Here is a 16,021-nt window from a genome sequence, read left to right as displayed (position 1 = left end):
AACTGAGATCGTTTCATCCTGAATTCGCAGGTCACGGGGCTGGCGTGGGCCGGGAGTGACGTGCTCGTGCCGGTCAGGAGGGTGATCGTTGCGGGGAGATCGTCGGTCACCTCTGGACTTCGGTGTTGGTGAGGACCAGGAGGGCCCGCAGGAGGGTGGTCGCGTGGCGGGCGTTCATGCGGACCTTGGTGAGGATGCGCCAGGACTTGAGGTTGGCGAAGCCGTGCTCGACGGCGGCGCGTTCGCGGTTGAGCAGGCGGTTCGCTTCCTTCTCCGCGTCGGTGAGCTTGTGGTTCTTCGTGGCCTTGCGGCCGGTGATGATTACCGGGTCGGTCTCGGGCTGGTCGTCCAGGCCAACGAAGCCGAGGTCGGCCAGGGCGCCGAGTCCGGCCTCGCGGAGGCGGGCGGTGATCTTGTCGTGGCGGGCAGCGGTGATCTCGCTGGAGCGTCCGGGCCGGGCCGGGGAGATCCAGATCAGGTTGCCCTTGACGTCGGTCAGCGCGAGGAACAGCAGGCCGTGGGCCTTGTGTTTCCCGCTGTAGTTCATCCTGTTGTCTCTCCCGGTGCGGCGGCGGGTGCGGACCAGGGTTCCGTCCAGGAGGACGACCACCCCGCCCTTCTTGGCGATCTTCTTCAGGGTGCGGTCCAGGCGCGGAGCCCGCGCGGAGAGCAGGTTGACCGCTTCCTCGACCCAGCGGCGCACGGTGGGGGCCGAGACGGCGTTGCCGCCGGCCATGTCCACGAGCCGCTGGTCGTGACGCAGGACGGCCAGGACGACGATCGCCTGGCTGCCGGGATCGAGCTTGCGCCATCGGGTGCCGAGCCGGTTGCGGCGCTGCCGTATGAGACCGGCGACAAGATCGATGGTCGACTTCGACAACGGGAGCCGGACCTGGTAGACAGCATCGCGAGAGCCCTCGGCGGGCTGGTTTGTCTTCACACACGACCCAACTCCCGCCGGGGGCGCTCGCGTTACGGAAAAAGAATCGGTCCTTCCGCTCTGCTCCGGCAGGTCAGCGTGGCAAGTACCGGCCCGCTCCGGTCCGTGACAGCCACCCCCGGTCGGCGAGTTTGCGCAGCTGGCCCCGGACCGGCTCGACCTTCGCCGGGGTGAGTTCGCGGCCCAGCGCACGCGCGACGTCCTTGGCCATCACTGGACCGTCTGCGTCGGCGACGATCTCCATGATCCGTCGATAGTCCGAGGTCAGAACCTCCATCCCCATCCCGTCCACACGCTCGGGGACCAGCCGCATCCCGGCCGCACCCGGCGTCACCGCCACAGGCTCCGGGTCCGGGTCCGGGTCCGGGTCCGGGTCCACGATGCCCGAAGACCTCCGTCCGCCGTCCGTCGCCTCGGCCCACTCCCCGAAAACCGCCTCGGCGGCCTCAAGCCGAACCAGTCTCCCCTCGACCTCGGCCAGCTCCTTGCGCAACACCTCTGCACGTTCCTCCAGCTCAAGCCGCTGCTGAACCGTCCACGTCAGCACATCTGCCATGCCGCGGAACCTACGCGGCCGGCCGCCGAGCCCGCCCCGGAACGCCAGACCTCACCCGTGACGGACGATCACGTGCTAACGATCTCGCCCCCCGGCCAGCCCGAGCTCGCCAGCCACAGCCCACGCCAGGCCCGTGACCTGCGACTTCAGAATGAAACTTGATCATTGAGGCCGCCGCCATCTGAGGAGAGCAAGGTCGGGCAGCGCGAGCCCAACGGGCCCGGGCGTTTCGTTTCGAGCAGACAGCCCGGTGGGACACCGACGGAAGTCGCTGATGAGCGGTGACAGAGCTGGTACAGCTAGGGCCATCCCACGTTGGTGGAGATCGTTTCCCACGTTCCTGGCGTACTGCGTGGTGCTTACGGCGTAGCTTCGGGGCAGTCGGCTGGGACCCATGTGGCGGTGGAGGCCACGGATCGAGGGCGGCATGACCGCACACCGACACCCGGCCAGGCCCGAGACCTCAGCACCGGATGGCTTACCGCTGCCGCGTAAGGATGTACCGCTCACCCGAATCCGGCTCGCCGATCCAGGTGAAGACCGTCGGGTGTTCCTCCGTACCGCCGATGTCCCAGCCGAAGGACAGGCTCTCGCAGTCCGCGATGCTGAGCTCGAACGGCCGGCCGACACCCTCGTTCTCGGTCAGCTGCCATTTCCCGGTGCAGTTGGAGGCACCGGACTGCTCACCTGTGGCCTCGTACTCCTTGACGCCCTTTGCCGTCACCGTGCCACCCGCCTCGAAGCGGAGGCTTCCGCCGCCGCCGTCCGTCCAGGTGCCGACCATGTCGGCTTCAGTGAGCCGGGGCGGTTCGTAGATCTTGAGGATCCCCGAGCTGTACGCCGCGACCCCGACCGCAAGCGTCACCGCGAGCAGCCCCAGACCGCCCAGCGCCACGCCCCCGAGCACCCGCCATCGGGCCCCGGGCTTTCCGGGATTCCCCGCCGCCCGGGCGCACAGGGTCGCGGGTACCAGCCCGACGATGAGGCTGAGGGCAAGGACGGGATAAACGAGCAGGCCGCCGAAGCCGACCAGAAGCGTGCAGGAGCCGATGAGTAGCGCCAGAGTGACGGCAACGACCGCCACAGTGGCCAGGGTGAGCTGCCAGCTGTCGCGCCGACCCGTACGGCGGGCCACCGCACGCCCGAGGAGGACGAGAGGCAGCACCGCCATCGCCGAACCGGCCAGCCCTGCGATCACCGACATGACTGCCAACAGCACGAGCGCGAATACGGTGCCGAACAGCCATCCGAGGCCGCCTTCGCCTCCGTGGGACTCGAACTGCAAGATGATCAGGACGGCGACCAGCGCGGCGATCACGGCCTCGGCCCCGATTGCCACAGCCCCGACGGTGAACACCGCACCGTTCCCGCCGTCCGGGGGCCGCACGGGCATGAACCCCTGCGGCGGCACACCCGGATTCCCAGGAGCCCCCGGCGATGTCAGCCCCCATCTCGGCGGCGTGGTCTGCGTCATGCGTCCCCCCATGTCCAGGCACATCATGCACCTAGCCACACCGGAGTGATCAGGGGGGGGGAGGCAAAGCGCTCACGCCACCGCCAGCTCCGACTCCGCTCCCAGGCCGCATGCTCCTGGAACTGCACTCAAATCCCCCAGCGAGCCCTCCTCGTCCTCGCCAACACCGAAGTCCAGAGGTGACCGATGATCTCCCCGCAACGATCACGCTCCTGACCGGTGCGAGCCCGTCACTCCCGGCCCACACCAGCCCTGTGACCTGCGGAATCAGGATGGAACGATCTCAATGACGACTCCTTGCCCCTGCGTGCCAGGGTCGCCGCCGCGCTCGTTCTCCTCTATGCGCAACCCGTCAGCCGCATCGGCCGCCTCACAATCAACGACGTCACCGACGACCAGACCACCGTCACCGTCCAGTTAGGAGACCCACCGTCCCCGCTGCCGGAGCCCGTCGCCGAGCTGATGCGGGCGTACATCCTGTCCCGCCAGCATCTGCCCTACGCCAGCAGCAGAAGCTCCCACTGGCTCTTCCCCGGCCGCCAACCCGGACAGCCGATGAACCCGGTCAGCCTCCAAACCCATCTGCGTGAGATCGGCGTCCCGCCACAGCGCGGCAGAGCCTCCGCGATCCGTCAGCTCGTCCTGCAGGCCCCGGCCCCGTCATCGCGAAGGCACTCGGCTATCACGACAAGACCGCCACCCGGCTGATCACCGAAGCTGGCGGAACCTGGAGCCGATACGCCCCTGGCGACCACAATCGGTGACCGCCGGCGGATGGAAACTCAGGCAACCGACGCCCTGAAAGGATCGGTGGGGATGATCTCTGCCTCGTCGAAGAGCTGCTCCAACGCCTCGTGCCCGTGACGCCTGCGGAACTCGATCTCGGCTGTCGTCAGGGGCAGGGTCCACAGGATGCGGGCGTGGCCCCCGGGAACGGGGCAGTGTTCAAGGTCTGGTCCGTGGAGATAGGGCAGGCTGATCAGCAGGTGATCGCAGGCTGACCCCGGCACCCACGGTTCCCCGATCGGCATGCTGTGCTCCAGGTCGAGCTGATGTCCTCCGCAGTGGCAGTAGGCGATCATCGCCATGAGTTCGATGAACCGCTGGTCGCGGACGTGGGCGGTCATGACGAACTCAAGGCCGTGACCGTCCTTCTCCATCGCGACCCAGCACCCGGCGGTCACATAGGCCCAGCTGTCGCTGCGGGGACCGGGCCCCACAACGAGAACTCGCAGCTCGGGCACCACCTCTCGCCGTTCCGGCCCGAGGTCGTAGTCGACGACCTCCACGGAGTGCCCTTCGAAGAACGCCCGGACATGTGACTCAACGGCCTCCGCGGCCAACACCCTCGCATCACTCACCACGCGATCATCCCACCGCGATCGGCAGCCCCTGACGGCTCACTCAGCGTCATGGGGCTGACGACGTCAGCTACGAATACGCGACACCTCAACATGCGAGCCCACCAGTCCCAAGGCCGGAGAGCCCCGTGGGTTCAGGGAAACTGAAGCCTGTTCAGTGGGAACTCGCGGGTCGGTCCGTGTGCATCAGGTGGGGATGTCCGTGGGTTCGGCGGGAACGCAGGGGTGGACTGTGGCGAGGCGGCGGGCTTCGGCTGTGACCTCAGCATCGATCTGCGCTACTGCTTTGTCGTCGCCGTATTCGAGGAAGGCGTACTCGTCATCGAGTGCGGCGAGCCGTGCTGTCAGGGGCAGCTCATGCCCGTAACGCTGGTTGATCCGGAAAGTGAGCTCCCAAGGTTTCAGCTCGCCGGCCAGCATGCGTCGTGCGAGCGCTCGCGCGGCGGCTTCTTGGCCGGCCTCGCTGGCGGCTGGATAGAAGATGAGGCCGAGCTCATCGAGCGCTTCGGGGAGCAAGTCGTGCACGTCGTAGTCCGCCTCGGCGCGTGTGCAGGCTGCCAGCACCCGAAGTCCGGGGCTGTCTAGGCCAGCGACGAGCGCGTCACAGGCCGCGCTGACGACATCGCTTGCGGGGATCTCGCCCACGCTCCAGAGAGTGGCGCGGTCCTGTAGTTCGCTGGCTGCTGCTTCGGTCGACGGCATCCGCCCATGTTCGCTTCAATCTCGGGTCCCGGTCGAACAGGTTTCACTGGTGCTTCTGCTCGGCAGCTTGCTCCAGCAGCGCCCGCGCGGAGTCTGCATAACGCATTGCGGTCTTCTCATCCAGCCCGAACACCTGGGCGAGGTGGAGCGGATCGGGCCCGTGGGTGAGGGCCTCTTCGAGTTGCCGGTCGACGCGGAGACGCTCCAGCGTCGCGCCCTGCCCGCGCATCGCGGTGCTGATCCAGTGGTTACTGGCACGGCCAGTCTTCGTGGCGGTCTGGTTGTTGATCAGTAAATGGAGGTTCGCCGTGTTGGGCCACCGGCTGCGCCTGTGCTCCAGCCAGTCCAGCAGCAGTTTCAGGGTGAGGTCGTCGAGCGGGCGTGCTCGTCCTGCGATTGTCATTCGGCAGTTGCCGATGTCGAGGTCGTCGAGCATGAGGGTGCCGATCTGAGCCACCCTGGCGGCGTGAACCGCGGAGAGAGCGAGGATGAGCCGTGCCGCTGGGGTGGTGGCTGCCGCGACGGACCGGCCAATCTGGGCGGGGAGGAGCGGTTGAAGCACGCCGTACTCGTACTGACCGACCTTGATCCGGCTCGTGGGGTTGCGGAAGATGAGACCTGCCCGTTTGGCCCAGGCGAACAGTGAGCGAAGGGCGACGAGCTGGTCGCTGCGATGGTGGCCATGCAGCGTTCTGGTGTGAGCGAGGACATCGTCGCGAGTGACTTCTCGCAGGTGGTCGTAGCGGTTCGACCACTCCAGAAGTGCTGGGCGGACATGGTTGAGGTAGAGCCAAACCGTGCCTTGCCGCCGGGGCAGGCTGCGGGGGCCACCGTCGCGGAGGGTCCGGGTCCAGCGCTCGGCCTCCGCGCTGATGCCTGGCGAAAGTCCTTCCAGGCGCTCGGTGAGCCAGTTCTCGAAGGAGGGCTCTTTGTCGTCCAGGAAGATCCCCATCTCCTCCAGGACCGTGACGGTATGCCCGACTGGCAGGTCGCGGGCCCGGAGCGGGGTGAAGATCTCGCTGTGACGGATGACATCGCCCTCGACGTGCTCGGTGAGGACCAGGGCCAGGCCGCGGTTCACGGCAAAGCGGATGTTGCGCCCCCATCCCCGCGCCTCGGCGATCTGGTGGGCGAGGTACTTCGCCCAGGCCAGCCACGGGCTGGCCAGGTCGACGGCTGTCGGGTCGAGGCGGCTGTAATCACGCGGGATTTGCTCGAACAGCGGCAGCTGACTCCAGTCGGCACTGGGCCGCCAGGCCGGCGCGGGCGGCGGCTTGCGTGGCGGTCCCCGTCGTCCTCCGCGCTGTGCAGGGGGCGGGTGCCGGGCCGTTGCGATGGTGCAGGCCGACGAAGAACTTTCATTCTGGTGTTCGTGCAGCCGGCCTCATCGCCTGCACCGGTATCGGTCTGGTCGTCCGGCACGGACCAAAGCTGATCACCGCACCCGGCCCTCAGGCTGTAGTGCCCGGGCTCCTCTCTGGCTTGATGGCGTTCGCAGTGTGGCATGGGCAAGCACCTGTGGCCGACTACTACTTCGCCGGCCCATATGACCGCCATGACCGGGAGTACGCGAACGGATGCCTCGCCGCCAGCCCCTACCGGCACGACACCGTTCAGGCCACGGCCGACGACGGTGTCCTGACCGTCACCCCGGTGGCCGGCGGGGCGACGCTGCGCCTGGGCCCAGCCGAGGACGGCAGCACCCATCCGCTGCGCCCGCTTGACAAGGCGACCCAGGCAGTGCTCGCCGAGTACGGGTGCTGAACCGCCCGTACCGCCGCTGGATGTCGCCAAGGGCAACATGGTCCGGGGGATCACCTTCCGCAGCACCAGGAGCTGTGGGGCGGTGGCTCCGGTGCTTGCGGCGGTGCGCGGCAAGGCACACGGCCTTGCTCAGGGCTCATGCCGCGCCCGACCACTGCGGCGCCCACGCGTCCACCGCCATCTGCCCTGCTTCGACGGCCAGTTCCACGGCCGCCTGGACCGCCCAGCGCCGGACGGTACGAAAACGCGGCCACCTCCTCCAGACGGAGGGGATGGCCGCACTTTCGAACGCCGAGGGGTAAGCCCCGCAGGCCGTCCGGAAGAATGTCTGAGGCTCGGCCCGGTAGCCCCTTCTGCTTCTGTCTGTGCCGGAGTTCACGGAAGGTCAGGTGCTGTCCTGGACGGACAGTGTGATGGGGTGGGTCCGTGCGAGATTGCAGCGCATGGACACAAAAGGGGGCAGAAATTGCAGGGCACCATACGTCGGCATGGGTCGTGGCGGTGGGCGGTGGGCGTGATCGTCGCGGCGTGGGCGGTCAGCGCGGGCACGGTGCTGCCAGCGGCCGCCGATACTGACCCGCGGGGCTATCTCACGAAGATGAAGGCCCGCGAGATGTGGAAGGTCGCGGACGGCAGCGGCGTCACGGTGGCCGTCATCGACAGCGGCGTCAAAGACGTTCCAGGGCTGGAAGGGAGAGTCCTTCCAGGCATTTCGTTCATGGAACCGCCTTTCGAGTAACCGGATCATTCCTACCCGCCGCACGAGGATTTCGTCGGGCACGGAACCACGATGACCGCAGCGATCGTCGGCGACGGCTCGGCAGGCGGCCCGCAGGGCCTGGCTCCCGGCGCCAAGGTCCTGCCGATCCGCACCAGCATCGGCACACCCATGGCCTTTGCCGTAGGCGGGGAAATGGCCAAGGGGCTTCGGTACGCGGCCGACCACGGAGCCAAGATCATCAACCTGTCCCTCGGTGTTTGGGAAGGGCCGGACATGAAGCTGGTCAGGCCGGCTGTCGAGTACGCCCAGAGCAAGGGTGTACTTATCTTCACGGCCATGGGAAATGAAGCGGAGGAGGCTCACAACTTGAACAACCCCATCGCTGCCTTGCCTGGAGTCATCGGTGTGGGGGCCGTCGACGACGACGCTGCCCCCATGGGGTTCTCCTCCTACGGGCCTGACACGGACGTTTCCTCCGTCGGCAACACAGTCGTGAAGCGCTGCACCAACAACACCGGCTGGTGTGAGGGAGACGGAGGAACCTCGTACGCCACCGCTCTGGCCTCCGCCTCAGCCGCGCTCATCTGGTCTGCTCACCCTGACTGGACCGCAAACCAGGTGGCCCGAGTTCTCATCCAGACCGCCGGCGCCCCCCTCGACGGCTCCAAGCGCACCGACAAGATCGGCTACGGAGTCGTCCGCCCCCGCAAGGTGCTACTCGATCACGAGGGAAACCCAGGCGCCCCTGACATTGACCCCCTGGCCAGCCCAGCTCCCGTGAAGGCCCCCGCCCCCAGCGCTGCACAAACAGCTACGGCACCACGCCGGGCCGAATCCGCGGCTGCGGAATCCGGGACAATCCCCTGGAAGTGGCCGGCACTCGGAGCCGTCGCCGCCGTGAGCATGGGCCTCGGCATCACGGTGCTCGTCAAGCGCCGTCGCCGTTGACCCGGCCAGGCCACCCCAGCCGAGCGACGAGCCCTGTAGTCCGGCCGCGCACCCGCTCCAGAAGGCGGGCGCAGGCGCCCAGAGACGACAGCCCCGCCCTCCCTCAGGAGGTCGGCAGTCCGTCGCGACTGGCCATTCGCTGATCGTCCGGGGCCAGAAGACGGCAGCGCGGCCAGCTCTGGTGGCCTCGTTGGTTGCGGCGGGTCCGGCGGCGAGGGCCAGCACAAGGGCCCGTTGGCCGACGCGGTAAGCGCGGGCGGCAAGGTAGGTCTCGGCGAAGGTTTAGGTCACTGTGGCCTCGCGGGCGGGTGCCGCGGCGCGGTAGTCCTCGGCAGCGCGGGCGAGGAGTTCGGCGGCGGTAGCGTCGGCGTCCTCGATCATGACGCCTCCCGGATGGCGGCGCGGAGCCGGAGCGCGTACTCGCCGCGGGTGATCGGTTCGGTCACCGGCGGGGCCAGGGAGCGCACCAAGTTCAATCAGCCCGGCGGCGAGCCGGCGTATGCGTAGAGACAGTTGCCGTCGGCGTCCTGGCCTACGAATACGTATACGCCGAACCCGCCGCCTCCAGGCGCCAAAGCGACAGCAATTAGGGCACACCCACCAAACAGGACGGGAGGGGAATTGTCTTCGCTGTCCCGGGTGAGTGACGTGCAGTCTTTCTGGAGATGCTCGGCGAGGCCGCTCAGGCCGCCTCGTTCCGGGTAGCGCTTGCAGAATGGACACGCGTCTTTATTTTCTGTCACATCGGGCATGGCGACACGCTTTCCATCATCCGAGATAGTCACAGTCATGCCCCCCGAGTAAGACCCCCGATAAACATGATTCCGCGCGCATCCTGGTGCGGCAACCGCAGGTCGACAGCCGATTGAGCTGGCGAAACACCACCAAAGCGCGCCCAGGCGGTCCTCGGGCCCGACGATGCCATCGAGTTCGTGCGCCGGGCGGGCCGGCCCGATCCGGACTCGTGGCCGCCCTGGATGGAGTGGAAGGGCCGCGGTCCCACCGTGTGGAGCCCGGAGCCGCCCGCCTGACCTGCGTGGCTGGCGCGGCCGCCGTCTGGTTGGCTCGGTTGGTTGTAGAGAGGGCTGGAGAGATAGACTCGAACATGTGTCCGATCTATCCGCTGCGCGTCTTGAGCTGCTCCAGTTCCTAGAGAAAGTGCAGCTACGCGACCTGGAGCGGACCCGCGGGTGAACCGCCGAAGAAGAGCAGCGCCTCGCCCTGGAGGAAGCCCGGCGCCCCCCGCCGCCTGCCCCGGACTGGCTCATCGAAGGCGGCATCGGTACCGGCAGGCCCCAGGTCCGCGTGCACGTCGGCGGCTGCTGGGACACCCGGACCCGCTGCAGGCCTGCCTCTGCGGATCAGGCCCGGCGGGCACTCGCCGAGGGCATCGAGGCCTGCACCCACTGTCGGCCCGATACCGCGCTCGGGGTGCTGGACTGACCGCAGCGCCGCAATCGCCACGTCGCCGATGATCGAATGGCGGGGCGGTGGGCCCGACACCTGGCCGGCGCCGTGGGGCATGGAGACGCCGTAACGCTGCCCGGCCCGGGGCGGTTACCTCCGGCGCGCTGCTCGGCGACGCGCAGTTCGGCCTCGCTCACGCTGAGGACGCTGCGGCCGGCTCGGTCGAGGAGGTGGGTGATGCTCGCTCGGCGGGCGGTGCAGCCGCTTGTGTCGACGGCGCGCGGGGCGGGCCGCTGGGTCATGGCTGGCTCCCGAGGATCTGGCGGGCTACGGAGAGGGCGCTCTCGATGAACTGATTCGGCCAGGTGAGGACATCCGCGTTACTGAGGTTTTCAGGTTGTCGTCGGGTAGTGACGGTTGATGATCCCTGCGGTATGCCGGTGAGGTGAGGTATCCAGAGGGTGGGGGCCTGACTGCTGAGCGTCGGACGTTTCGTGAGGGGATCCGGCTTCAGGCCGGCGAGCGGTTCGCGGCGGGTGAGAAGACCGCGGTGATCGCGAGGGACCTGCGGGTGAGTGTCACGGCTCATGGCCGAGGACCCACTGGATGACGAGTAGCACCAGGATCGGACAGCCGGGGAGACAGCCGCACAGGCTGCTTCCTATGAGCGTGGCTCCCAGCCCTGTTCGACGGTGCGCTGGGACATTCGCTTGGACACAAGAAGGGCGGCCTTGGCGGCGCGCGGGCGGCCGACCGAACGCAGTTCCTGCGCGAGTGCTTTCCAATACGGGGGATGCTCCGGATGGAGGGTGAGCGCCTGCCGTAGGGCATCGCCCTTCAGTGGCCGGGCCCAGCTGCCCCGCGGAAGGGGGCCTGCTGGGTCCGGCCCAGCAAGTAGTTCGTCGACGAAGCTGTGGCATGACTTCCAGGGGAGTGCGATCCGCCAGCTGGGTTCGCCCCAGTCTGGTGGAAGTTTGTCGGAGGATCCGTAGATGGGTAGGGGAAGTAGGAGCCGCTCCCGCCGGAATCTCCGTCCGGACGTATCTCCTCGGTTCAGGAAACGCTTCTCGAGGTCGCGTTGGTAGCTGAGGAACTGTGGGAGGCCAGCGTTGCCCTCAAGGCCGACCTCCATGTCGACCGTGGCAGCAGAGATGTCCGCTGACATCTCCTCGAACTGGGACACAACCGCACGCAAAGCAGTGGACGGGTTCGCCACAGCCATCGCCACGCTGTGCATGACCAGCGTAAGCAATCCCTGCAACGCGGCCACAGAGGACAGCCACTCGTCGAGACTGCTCGCTGCGCGTGTCTTCTCGACCTGGCTCCAGCCACGTACGACGAGCGACTCAACAGCCGCGCGTCCGTCCGCCGTGAGGCGGACAGGCTCGGCATTCTCCAGAGTGGGATAGAAGACCAGCCATTCGCCCGGCTTCCTCGGCAGCCTTCCCTCCATGAGAGAGGCCACTAGTTCCTGAGGGGAGTTGGTGCGCGCGCTGACGATGATCAGTTGGGCGACCACCATGATCGCGGAGAACACGCTCGCCACCTGCCCGGTCTCCACCAGGTCGGCCACATAGTCCACAGCGGCGCGCAGCCCGGATTCGTGGCAGATCCAAAGGGTGGACCGGAGCACGCGAAAGTACTCGCCCTCCCGGGCGGAGTCGTCGTCCGGAACCAGATTCCAGTGAACGAGGAATGTACTCAGCCAGGTGAAGGGTGACAGCTTGGAGGGTACGGTGACGTGACCGGCCAACGGGCATCCAGGCGGCCAGGTCGCGCCGACATGGCGGTAAGGAATCTGTGCTGCGGCGTCCGTGAACTGCAGACCGATAGTGTCTTCCAAGACCGCTGTGACCTTGAGGAAGGGAATCTCACGGGCCTCGCAGTAATACCGCACACGGGAATGCTGCTTACCGCCGTCGAAGTCCCACTCGTCGGTCCGGCACATCCGCCCGAAGAGCATTGCCTCCTGGAAGTAGGCGTTCACCAGATCCAGCAGCGGTTCGGCCTCGCCTGCTAGGTCGGCCGTCAGGAGCCTGGTGACGTTCACAGAGCCAACCCCACGACACTGACGATGTCCCCACTGTGCTCTGCAACCAGTCGGAAGCTGGTGATCAGCCACTCCTGCATCGATGTTCCCCGCGTCTTGTCGTACTCGATGCGCTCTTTGAGCAACGCAACGCAGAGCCGGTCCAGCGCTCCCTTGGCGTCCGTCGGGTTGGCCTCGTGTGCGGCCAGGGCGAAGACCTTGCGCAGGAGGACGCGTACCTCGTGTTGTTCCGTGGCCGTGTTCAACGGCACGTATACGGCGCCGGCGTGGCTCGCCCAGTCGTGGTGGAAGAACAGCACACCGGGCAGGGGAGGAACGTACGTGCCTTCGAAGAGCGTGCGCACCATCTGGTAAGCCGGGTGGACACCCTTTCCCAGGTGAAGCCATGAGGAGAAGGACCGGTCGTCGACGGCCACGGGGGTCGGCGCGGGCTCATCGAGGGTGAACAAGGCGAGGACGTCCGGTCCGCTGTCGTCGGCGAGCGTGCCAGACCGCACGTAGTCGGCGACCGCGGTATCGGCCACCGGGTGGAAAGCCAGGAATGCGAAGACCTTGGCGACCTCCTGCAACGCGGCAAGGTTCTCCGGCTTCAGGAGCTCCTGGATGTCTTTGACGTTGCCCTCAAGATGCTTGTTCTTGTCCGAGGCGGCCTCTTCGAGGATGGTCGCGAGTGACAGCGTCAGCATGCACGTCCCTTTCGAAGCCGTCAGGGCCAAAACGATGACATGCGAGGCCCACTCCGGCGTCACGGCACACCCGGCGCGCTCCGCAGTCGCCGACACTTTCGCCAGTCCAGCCGTACGCGCTTGTCGACGCTTCAGGTCTGCGACCGCCTCAATCCCGGCTGTCCCAGAGGGCAGCCTCGCACTCGCCCCGGGTTCATACGGCGAAGCAGTCGGTGCCCTTCCCTGAGTTACGGAGGTGTGCAGGGTGGGGTTGGCGATGTGAGGGTCAGGCCGGTGGCGGTGAGGCAGCCGTCGATCAGGTGGGGCCGGAGTTGGATCCTGCGAAACTCACGGCGGAGCTTGTGGTCGAGATCATCGGGTGCGTCGAAGGCAGTGTTGGCCATGGCCCTGCGCACGAGTGACCAGATGGCCTCGACGGGGTTCAGGTCGGGTGCATAGGGCGACAACCGGACAGTGGTGAGCCAGTCGTGGTCGGCCTCGTACTGCTTCAGCCCGGCGGTCAGATGGGTGTTGAGATTGTCACAGACCACCACGATTGGGCCGCCGAGCTGGATGTGGGCACGAACGAGCAGGTCGCGGTAGTCCTTCCAGGAGAAGCTCCTGCGGGCGCCCTTGAGCAGGAGATGGGTGCGGGGCCGGTGGATGAGACGGCTCCTTTCGCCGGGTTTGTAGCAGCACAGGGCCGCAATCGAGGTGCGACGGCGGGGCCTGCCTCTCACCCTGATTTCGGGGGTGTTTCCGCGCCGGCCCCAAGTGCGGGCGCGGGGCGGCGTCATGGAAAATCCGGCTTCGTCCTCGAAGACGATCCAGCTGCCATACGCCGCCGCGAGCCTTTTACCTGGGGCCACACCTCCTGCTTCCACCGCTCTACCGCGTGCTCGTCGCGTTCGAGGGCTCTGCGGGCAGGTGCCTGCCACGACCAGCCGTGCCGTTCCAGCAGCCGCCACACCGTCGCCACCGACAGGGTCAGCCTCAGTCGGCGGCGGATCACCGTCTGGACCCGAACCAGAGTCCAGCGTTCATCGTCGATGCCATGCGCTGACGGACCCTTGCCGAGTTCCTCCTCGAGCACGGCGAACTGGGCATCGGTGACGGTTGGGGAGTTCGCCGGACCCGTCGAGCGCAGGGCCGCCATGCCACCGTCGCGCCAGGCGCGGCGCCATCGTTCCACCGACCGCGCACTCACCCGCAGGTCCCTCGCGATCACCGCGGTCTCTTCACCCGCCGCGAACCGCTCGCCGGCCTGAAGCCGGATCCCCTCACGAAACGCCCGACGCTCAGCAGTCAGGCCCCCACCCTCTGGATACCTCACCTCACCGGCATACCGCAGGGATCATCAACCGTCACTACCCGACGACAACCTGAAAACCTCAGTACAAAGCCAAACGTCTGATGCGAGGCGGGTTGTGGTGCCGTGGGTGCCGTCGAGGAGCTGGCAGCGGGTGGTTGGCGACCTTGCCCGGCGTGTCGGGGGTGACCGGCGGCTCCGGAATGGGGTGTCTTCGTGGCCGGCCTCGGTGTGCTCGGGTATGAGATCGGCGACGGCCGCGCGGACAGCGGCGGCCTTCTCCGGCTTGATGGCCGGACGGCGAAGGGGCAGCTCACCGTGCGGGAAGCCTGGAGGAAGCAGCAGGCGGCGATCAGGTTGCTGGCGGCGAAGGCGGGGAGAACGCCGGGGTGACGGCGCCCGCCCGGCGCAGGGCGGGGGAAGCGAGGCCAGCGTCCAGGGGCTCGGCCCGAGGGGTCAGGAACAGGGCAACCGCGGCGGCCAGGAAGGCGATCAGGGCCCACGTGTAGAGGTGCAGGCCAAACAGGGCCCCGGCGTAGCCGGGATCGGGGGCACGATGTGCATCAGGACCTGGGTGGCGGAGACGGTGCTGTCGATCAGCGCGGCCGACATGGCCCAGCCCAGCCGGCCGCCCACGCCCAAGCGGCGACCTCACCCTTGGGGGACCGGGCGGTGATCCAGGCGGTGTCCAGCGTGACGGGTAGCAAGAACATCCGCTGAAGCAGGCACACGGGGCCAACGAGAACACGAACAGACTCCTGCGCGCGTGCTTCCCCGAAGTACACCGGCCTCGCCCGCTACACCCCTCGTGCAAGGCGAACGCGAGCTCAACGAACGCCCCGCCTCACCCTCGGAGACCGGACACGATCACTCGAAACCGCCAGGTGTCGGCGTCCGGCCGCAGCCACGGGGAGACGTCTGCCGCCAGCGCAAGCCGACCGCCGCCGGCTCGGGGAAGCGGGACACTGGTCAGCGCCCGCCGTAGCCGGGCGAAGTCGATCCGGCCGCGGTTGATCCCAGAGTACAACGCTCCGTGCCCGCGCCTATGCTCAGGAGCCAGCGCCAGGTCCACGAGGGTCCGCACCGGACCGTCGGTGCACAACGGCGCGTCGTGCAACTCGAACAGGACATCGCTCCGCGCAGGCAGGCAGGCCTATAACTCCGACGGGAACTCCGCCACCACCGTGAACGCGTCTCCTTGAACCTCATGCTCGACCATTCCCATGATCCGGGGCAGGATCGAGATGGCCCTGTTGCGCCGGGCCCTGGCCCTTCTGGTGGACGCCGGACAGTGGCGAGTGGACGACCCGCCCATCCTGGTCGTGCTGGACGCGGGCCATGGCGCGCCCCGCATTTCCCACCCCTTGGCCGACCTGCCCGTGGAGGTTCTGGGGGCGGCGGCGACCGCGCAGGCGTGGGACCGGCTCCACCCCTGGCTGAATCGGCGAGCCGCACGGGGTGACCACGAGGGCCCGTTGCCGGTCACTGAGGGCACCGTGATCCGGTTGACGGTCGAGAGGCTGCCCAGCAGCGGAGCAGAGTGAACGACCGCTCGAAGCACGACCACTCCGTATGGGAGGGAGTCGTGCTCGCGGCCCGCGAGCGTGGCAGCACTCTCCGGCCCCTGATGGTCGAACGCCTCGGACTGTCGGGCGACGTGCAGTACGACTGGTCACTGGACGACGCGCGGATCAGCTGGTCACGTGAGGGAAAGGTGTTCCTCACCGGTCAGCTCGCCATGATCGGCAGCGCCTCGCCCAGCAGTCCCGGCTGTGATCCTGGACGAACGAGTCACTGCCGCACGCAGCCCTGGGCGACATCGACCAGGTCCGGCAGTTCGGCGAGAAGAACGACCACCCCGTCCTTCCGTGGCCAGGCTTCGACCACCACCCCGAACTCGTCGCCGAAGCCCACCGAGCCCCTGTGGACAGACTCCATAGACGACGTGCAACTCCACTTCCTGGTCCACGACCTGGATCTCATCACTGCATGGCGTGACGGGACCCTCGCGCCCGAGCTGCTGAATGCTGCCCGTCGGACGTCAAACGTCAGCTTCAACTGCGCGGCGCGCACCAGGGACGCACCGCTGACGCCGCCCGCCTGCTCCTACAGCGAATCAGCCAC

15 protein-coding genes and 3 pseudogenes are annotated in these 16,021 nt (G+C 67.6%); 8 read left to right on the top strand and 10 right to left on the bottom strand.

What is annotated here, in order from left to right; translation table 11 throughout:
• Positions 1 to 106: 106 nt before the first annotated feature.
• The 3 genes from SLAV_RS38955 to SLAV_RS38945 all read right to left on the bottom strand — a co-directional run bounded on the left by SLAV_RS38955 (position 107) and on the right by SLAV_RS38945 (position 2,835).
• Complete coding sequence (locus SLAV_RS38955) at positions 107 to 940, bottom strand: transposase family protein (protein WP_051841435.1); 834 nt, start codon at positions 938 to 940, stop codon at positions 107 to 109.
• A 73-nt stretch (positions 941 to 1,013) separates the two neighbouring features.
• Positions 1,014 to 1,496: a hypothetical protein gene (locus tag SLAV_RS38950; protein WP_051841436.1), complete on the bottom strand. Its 483-nt coding sequence runs from the start codon at positions 1,494 to 1,496 to the stop codon at positions 1,014 to 1,016.
• 478 nt (positions 1,497 to 1,974) lie between these two features.
• The gene (locus SLAV_RS38945) at positions 1,975 to 2,835 is read right to left on the bottom strand and encodes a hypothetical protein (RefSeq protein WP_159038046.1); all 861 of its coding nucleotides are present in this window, start codon (positions 2,833 to 2,835) and stop codon (positions 1,975 to 1,977) included.
• 432 nt (positions 2,836 to 3,267) lie between these two features.
• Between SLAV_RS38945 and SLAV_RS38940 the strand changes: the two genes are divergently transcribed.
• On the top strand, positions 3,268 to 3,678 hold the full coding sequence (locus SLAV_RS38940; protein ID WP_051841437.1) for a site-specific integrase: 411 nt from the start codon (positions 3,268 to 3,270) through the stop codon (positions 3,676 to 3,678).
• Between the two features lie 74 nt (positions 3,679 to 3,752).
• Here the strand turns inward: SLAV_RS38940 and SLAV_RS38935 are convergent, their stop codons facing one another.
• From SLAV_RS38935 to SLAV_RS38925, 3 genes are all read right to left on the bottom strand, one after another.
• On the bottom strand, positions 3,753 to 4,331 hold the full coding sequence (locus SLAV_RS38935) for a suppressor of fused domain protein (protein WP_030239961.1): 579 nt from the start codon (positions 4,329 to 4,331) through the stop codon (positions 3,753 to 3,755).
• Between the two features lie 186 nt (positions 4,332 to 4,517).
• Positions 4,518 to 5,033, bottom strand: coding sequence for a hypothetical protein (locus tag SLAV_RS38930; RefSeq protein ID WP_078950666.1), 516 nt, complete (start codon positions 5,031 to 5,033; stop codon positions 4,518 to 4,520).
• Positions 5,034 to 5,076: 43 nt separating this feature from the next.
• Positions 5,077 to 6,114 (bottom strand): site-specific integrase, encoded by a 1,038-nt coding sequence (locus SLAV_RS38925; RefSeq protein WP_051841438.1) that lies wholly within the window; start codon positions 6,112 to 6,114, stop codon positions 5,077 to 5,079.
• Positions 6,115 to 6,551: 437 nt separating this feature from the next.
• Here SLAV_RS38925 and SLAV_RS38920 point away from each other — a divergent pair, with 437 nt between their 5' ends.
• The 5 genes and pseudogenes from SLAV_RS38920 to SLAV_RS43810 form a co-directional block, all read left to right on the top strand.
• Complete coding sequence (locus tag SLAV_RS38920) at positions 6,552 to 6,797, top strand: hypothetical protein (RefSeq protein WP_030239966.1); 246 nt, start codon at positions 6,552 to 6,554, stop codon at positions 6,795 to 6,797.
• Positions 6,798 to 7,305: 508 nt separating this feature from the next.
• Entirely contained in the window at positions 7,306 to 7,536 is a 231-nt protein-coding gene (locus SLAV_RS38915; protein WP_051841439.1) for a hypothetical protein, read from the top strand.
• Between the two features lie 33 nt (positions 7,537 to 7,569).
• Positions 7,570 to 8,466, top strand: a pseudogene (locus SLAV_RS38910) (S8 family serine peptidase); the annotation flags it as partial.
• Between the two features lie 1,221 nt (positions 8,467 to 9,687).
• Positions 9,688 to 9,909 carry a DUF6233 domain-containing protein gene (locus tag SLAV_RS42945; protein ID WP_100660731.1) on the top strand — a complete coding sequence of 74 codons (222 nt, stop codon included), beginning with the start codon at positions 9,688 to 9,690 and terminating at the stop codon, positions 9,907 to 9,909.
• 409 nt (positions 9,910 to 10,318) lie between these two features.
• Positions 10,319 to 10,453 (top strand): annotated as a pseudogene (locus SLAV_RS43810) (IS630 family transposase); the annotation flags it as partial.
• An 81-nt stretch (positions 10,454 to 10,534) separates the two neighbouring features.
• On the opposite strand, the gene SLAV_RS38900 reads toward SLAV_RS43810, so the two are convergent.
• The 4 genes and pseudogenes from SLAV_RS38900 to SLAV_RS38880 all read right to left on the bottom strand — a co-directional run.
• On the bottom strand, positions 10,535 to 11,923 hold the full coding sequence (locus tag SLAV_RS38900; protein WP_030239970.1) for a hypothetical protein: 1,389 nt from the start codon (positions 11,921 to 11,923) through the stop codon (positions 10,535 to 10,537).
• A complete protein-coding gene (locus SLAV_RS38895; RefSeq protein ID WP_158740940.1) occupies positions 11,920 to 12,609 on the bottom strand; it encodes a hypothetical protein in 690 nt (229 codons plus the stop codon). The genes SLAV_RS38900 and SLAV_RS38895 overlap by 4 nt, the downstream gene beginning before the upstream one ends.
• Before the next feature lie 227 nt (positions 12,610 to 12,836).
• A protein-coding gene (locus SLAV_RS43805) for an IS630 family transposase (protein ID WP_425276215.1) occupies positions 12,837 to 13,921 on the bottom strand; the annotation gives its coding sequence in 2 pieces (ribosomal slippage) (positions 12,837 to 13,472 and positions 13,475 to 13,921; 1,083 coding nt in all).
• Positions 13,922 to 14,780: 859 nt separating this feature from the next.
• Positions 14,781 to 15,044: pseudogene (locus SLAV_RS38880) on the bottom strand (transposase); the annotation flags it as partial.
• 76 nt (positions 15,045 to 15,120) lie between these two features.
• Between SLAV_RS38880 and SLAV_RS38875 the strand changes: the two are divergent.
• Both SLAV_RS38875 and SLAV_RS43470 read left to right on the top strand, forming a co-directional pair.
• A complete protein-coding gene (locus SLAV_RS38875) occupies positions 15,121 to 15,441 on the top strand; it encodes a hypothetical protein (protein WP_030239978.1) in 321 nt (106 codons plus the stop codon).
• A 250-nt stretch (positions 15,442 to 15,691) separates the two neighbouring features.
• Complete coding sequence (locus SLAV_RS43470) at positions 15,692 to 15,895, top strand: hypothetical protein (RefSeq protein WP_341869043.1); 204 nt, start codon at positions 15,692 to 15,694, stop codon at positions 15,893 to 15,895.
• Positions 15,896 to 16,021: the final 126 nt, after the last annotated feature.

Source organism: Streptomyces lavendulae subsp. lavendulae, from assembly GCF_002803845.1.
Lineage (GTDB): Bacteria > Actinomycetota > Actinomycetes > Streptomycetales > Streptomycetaceae > Streptomyces > Streptomyces lavendulae.
This window is presented reverse-complemented; position numbering and strand designations above follow the sequence as displayed.